The sequence below is a fragment of the Ligilactobacillus sp. genome, from assembly GCF_036846325.1.
Lineage (GTDB): Bacteria > Bacillota > Bacilli > Lactobacillales > Lactobacillaceae > Ligilactobacillus.
On the sequence record NZ_DAIUCE010000120.1, the window covers coordinates 1 to 4,257 of the forward strand.

A 4,257-nucleotide genomic window follows, 5' to 3' on the forward strand; every position below is an offset into this window, starting at 1 on the left:
GGCTTTCCTCCCATCACTAAAGTGACGGGTATCCAGCCCATGACATATCAATGAAAATCAAAAGTGATGAGAAAGGAACATGTCTTGAACAAGGGGCTCGGATGATTTACATTTTACGGGCAAATCTCAAAAATCAGCTTTTTGCCCGTAATTGGGAGCTGAATTTTACGGGCTCATGAGCGCTGCTTCTCACACCTTGCCTGATTGAGCAGGCGATTTTCAGCACTGCATTTTGAAAAAATGAAAAATGCCGGACAAAATCAGTCGCCTGCGACCGTCTTGTCCGACACCTCATCATCAATAGATTCCCTGTGTTTCCATCGCCTCTGCGACTTTCTTGAAGCCGGCAATGTTTGCGCCAAGCACAAAATCATCTTCGTGACCATATTCCCTTGCAGCCTGACTGATGTTCTGATAGATATCTGTCATGATTTCCCTTAATTTTCGATCGACTTCCTCAAACGTCCAGCTGAGTCTTTCCGAATTCTGACTCATTTCAAGTGCTGAAACGGCCACACCGCCGGCATTTGATGCCTTGCCGGGAACAAAGAGCACACCCTGCTCCTGAAGATACTTCGTTGCTTCGAGCGTCGTCGGCATGTTGGCACCTTCGCAAACTGCGATGACACCGTTTGAAACGAGCTTTCTGGCATCATCAACGTCAAGCTCGTTCTGCGTTGCGCATGGCAGGGCAACGTCTGTCTTAACGCCCCAGACGCCTCTTCCTTCATTATATTCGGCATTCGGGCGTGCTTTCTTGTATTCGGTCAAGCGCGCACGCTTTACTTCCTTGACTTCTTTCAAAAGTTCAACGTCGATTCCGTCCGGATCATAGATCCAGCCCGTTGAATCGGAACACGTTACGACCTTGCCGCCAAGCTGTTCTGCCTTTTCGATTGCATAAATCGCAACGTTGCCTGCTCCAGAAACGGTGACCGTCTTGCCTTCAAGGCTTTTTCCGTGAGCTTTCAGCAATTCGTCCGTCAAATACAGCAATCCGTACCCGGTTGCTTCCGTTCTGGCCAGAGAACCGCCAAACGTCAGCCCCTTGCCTGTCAAAACGCCTTCGTATCTGCCCGTCAGACGCTTGTACTGTCCGTACAGATAGCCGATTTCACGACCGCCGGTTCCGATGTCTCCGGCCGGCACGTCGACGTCTGCACCGACATGCTTGTAAAGTTCCGTCATGAATGCCTGGCAGAAGGCCATGATTTCACGATCTGACTTGCCCTTTGGATCAAAGTCGGATCCGCCCTTGCCGCCGCCAATCGGGAGTCCGGTCAGCGAATTCTTGAAAATCTGTTCAAAACCCAGGAACTTTATGATGCTCAACGTGACGGATGGGTGTAAGCGAAGCCCGCCCTTGTATGGTCCGATCGCATTGTTGAACTGCACGCGGTATGCGTTGTTGACCTGGGTCTGACCCTTGTCGTCGACCCAGGATACACGGAATAAAATCTGACGGTCCGGCGTCGTCAAACGCTCAAGCAGCGCTTCCTTGCGATAGCGCTCTTCATTTTGCTCGACTGCCGGGCGCAGGGACTCCAGAACCTCGGTGACGGCCTGGTTGAATTCCGGCTGATCCGGATTCTGCTTTGCGACTCTGGTCAAAACGTCATCTACATAAGACATTAACATCCATCCTTCCATGTTGTGTGAGGTTTGCTATTCGACGTTTTTTATTGTAAACTAAGAATGTTAATGAAATCAAGTTTTATCTTGTCATATTTTTAATTTTCAAGCATTTGTTTTTCTGTCTTGTTTTAGAACAATCAGTCTTTTAAGTCCCGCAGCTCTGTATTTCCAGGCATCAGGAAACTTTAATCAGACAAATTCGACAGTTTCGCCCGTAAAAGAAGCAAAAAACCGGATCAGCAAACAGCTAATCCGGTTCCAATTTCATTTTAATCTTCTTTTTCATTTCGCGCTGACAGCATCATCAGAATTGTCCCTGAAACGGAAATGAAGCATCCGACGAGCAGCATCACGTGGAAATTCGTCGCTTCCAGGACGAAGCCGCCCAGAAGACTGCCGATCACGCCGCTGACGGTCGTCGTTCCGACCATCAGTGCCTGTCCGGTATAACGATGCTCTTCGTCCATGACTTCGTTCACGTAATAAACCGAAGCGGGTGTGATGATTGCAAATGAGAACATCTGCAGCACCATTGAAGCATAGAGCTCGAAGATGTTGCCTGCAAAATAAGTCGCAAAGGCCTTGATCGAAAAAACGACCGTTGCAAAGATCATCAGCCTGGAACTTGAAAATTTTCTGGCAATCAGCGAGAAGCCGAACATTGCCGGAAGCTCACAACAGGCGGCGATAGTCAGCGCCGTTCCCATTTGGGTCGACGTCCCGCCGATTCCCTTCACCACCTGAATCAGGTAAGTGTTGTACATGTTATGGAACGTAAAGACCAGGACAGAGGCCAGAAGAACCATCGAGAACCGCCTGTAGTGCATCATAAAGGAAACGATGCCCATCTTCTGCCTGCTGCCCTGACTTGAAGGCCTGTCCTGTTTCTTCTCATCACAGGCCCTGATGACCGGCATTGAAAGAACCAGGCAGAAGACTGCAATCAAAAGAAGGATGGCTGAAATCATCGAAACGTCTGCACCGAATCTGTCGCACATGACGCCCAGAACGGACGACATGACTGCAAACGAAAGCGACCCCATGCCGCGGGCAATGCCGAAGTCGACGTTGATCCCTGCATTTACATAATAGATGCTGAGCGAATTAAGCAACGGCTGCAGGACCTGCAAAAGCGCATCCGCCACTACGTAAAGCAGGAAGATCAGGACGAACATGTCCGGCAAAACCAGCAATAAGATAATTGCCAGGATCATGACGCCGATCAGCACCTCGACCAGGTAGTGCAGCGTCAGATTTTCAAAGCGATCTGCCAGACCGCTGATATAAGGCTGCAGTACGAAGCCAAGCAGGTTTCCGCAGGCAACGATGATGCCGATTTTAGAACTTGTCAGTCCCTTGCTCAGTAAATAGACCGTCGCAAACGTGTAAAGACCGCAAAAAACCATCCAATATGCGGCCTGCGTCAAGGCATATTGGGCAGTCAGTTTTTTAGCACTGTATCTCATCTTATAGTAGAAATCCTTTCAAAAATTAATGAACTAACTATTATTTTATATTGAATGGTACCAATTTTCCATATTTTTTATTCAGGAGGCATTTTCATGAAAAAAAGACTTGTCAAAAATCCGCTGTTCAGGGCCTTCATCTTCCTTTTCGCCCTTGAACTCGTCGCAGTCTCGATCAACTTCTTCTATGCGCCGATCAATATCGCTGCCGGTGGCGCAACGGGCATGGCAGTCCTGCTCGAAGCAGCCTTCGGGTTCAACCGTTCGCTCTGCGTGCTTGTCATCAACACCCTCATGCTGATTCTGGCCTGGATCTTCATCGACTGGAAGACCGTCAAAAAGTTCATCATCGGAAGCTACCTTCTACCCGTTTTGATCTATGTCACGCCAAGCTTCGAGATCGTTTCGGATAAGCTTTTGGCCGTAATCCTCGGCGGAGTCTTCTCAGCAATCGGAGTGGCCGCGCTTTATCGCATCAATGCGGCCAGCGGCGGGACGACCGTTCCTCCAATCATCATTGAACGTTACTTCCACATCAATCCGGCCGTTTCCCTGCTCGTCATTGACATGACCGTGACGCTGTTCAACATTCCCGTTTCAGGCATTGACGCCTTCTTCATGGCCGCTTTTTCACTGTTCGTTTCTCTGTTCGTCATGCGCTACATGGAATCAGGGCTCGATCACAAATATCAGATTCAGGTCATGAGCAACGACAAGCTGCCTGAAATCCGCAACATGCTTGAGGATGCAGACAATGCCCTGACGATTTTTGACGTCCGCGGCGGATACTCTCTCAATGAAAAAAAGCTGATCATGGCTGTCGTCGACAACGATTCGTACGGCAAACTTATAAGCAGGATCCACGATATCGATCCGAATGCCTTCATCGTTGCCTCAAATGTCGTCAAGGTCCACGGCGGAACGTTTGGAATCTAGAAAGGGAACGGGAAAAACTCCTTTTTCACCCTTGAATTAAATGAAATGCCGAACAGGAGAAGTCGAAAGCCGACTGATTTTGTCCGGTGTTTTTTCATTTTTTCAAAATGCAGTGCTGCACACCGCCTGCCCAGTCAGGGCGCCAAGACGGGATTACGGGATCAGGCAAGGTGTGGAGCCGAGCGCTCATGAGCCCGTACACAAGCATGAGGACGACCGA

3 protein-coding genes are annotated in these 4,257 nt (G+C 49.2%); 1 reads left to right on the forward strand and 2 read right to left on the reverse strand.

Annotated elements, in window-relative coordinates; genetic code table 11:
• Positions 1 to 297 precede the first annotated feature (297 nt).
• On the reverse strand, positions 298 to 1,632 hold the full coding sequence (gene gdhA, locus V7Z60_RS08930; protein ID WP_334117478.1) for an NADP-specific glutamate dehydrogenase: 1,335 nt from the start codon (positions 1,630 to 1,632) through the stop codon (positions 298 to 300).
• Positions 1,633 to 1,904: 272 nt separating this feature from the next.
• Positions 1,905 to 3,101, reverse strand: a complete 1,197-nt coding sequence (locus V7Z60_RS08935) for an MFS transporter (RefSeq protein WP_334117479.1) — start codon at positions 3,099 to 3,101, stop codon at positions 1,905 to 1,907.
• Positions 3,102 to 3,197: 96 nt separating this feature from the next.
• On the opposite strand from V7Z60_RS08935, the gene V7Z60_RS08940 reads away from it, so the two are divergent.
• Positions 3,198 to 4,037, forward strand: a complete 840-nt coding sequence (locus V7Z60_RS08940) for a YitT family protein (RefSeq protein WP_334117480.1) — start codon at positions 3,198 to 3,200, stop codon at positions 4,035 to 4,037.
• Positions 4,038 to 4,257 lie beyond the last annotated feature (220 nt).

Bases quoted from the DNA above. Each gene is read 5' to 3' on its own strand.
- gdhA (WP_334117478.1), bottom strand. From the start codon at position 1,632: ATGTCTTATGTAGATGACGTTTTGACCAGAGTCGCAAAGCAGAATCCG.
- V7Z60_RS08935 (WP_334117479.1), bottom strand. From the start codon at position 3,101: ATGAGATACAGTGCTAAAAAACTGACTGCCCAATATGCCTTGACGCAG.
- V7Z60_RS08940 (WP_334117480.1), top strand. From the start codon at position 3,198: ATGAAAAAAAGACTTGTCAAAAATCCGCTGTTCAGGGCCTTCATCTTC.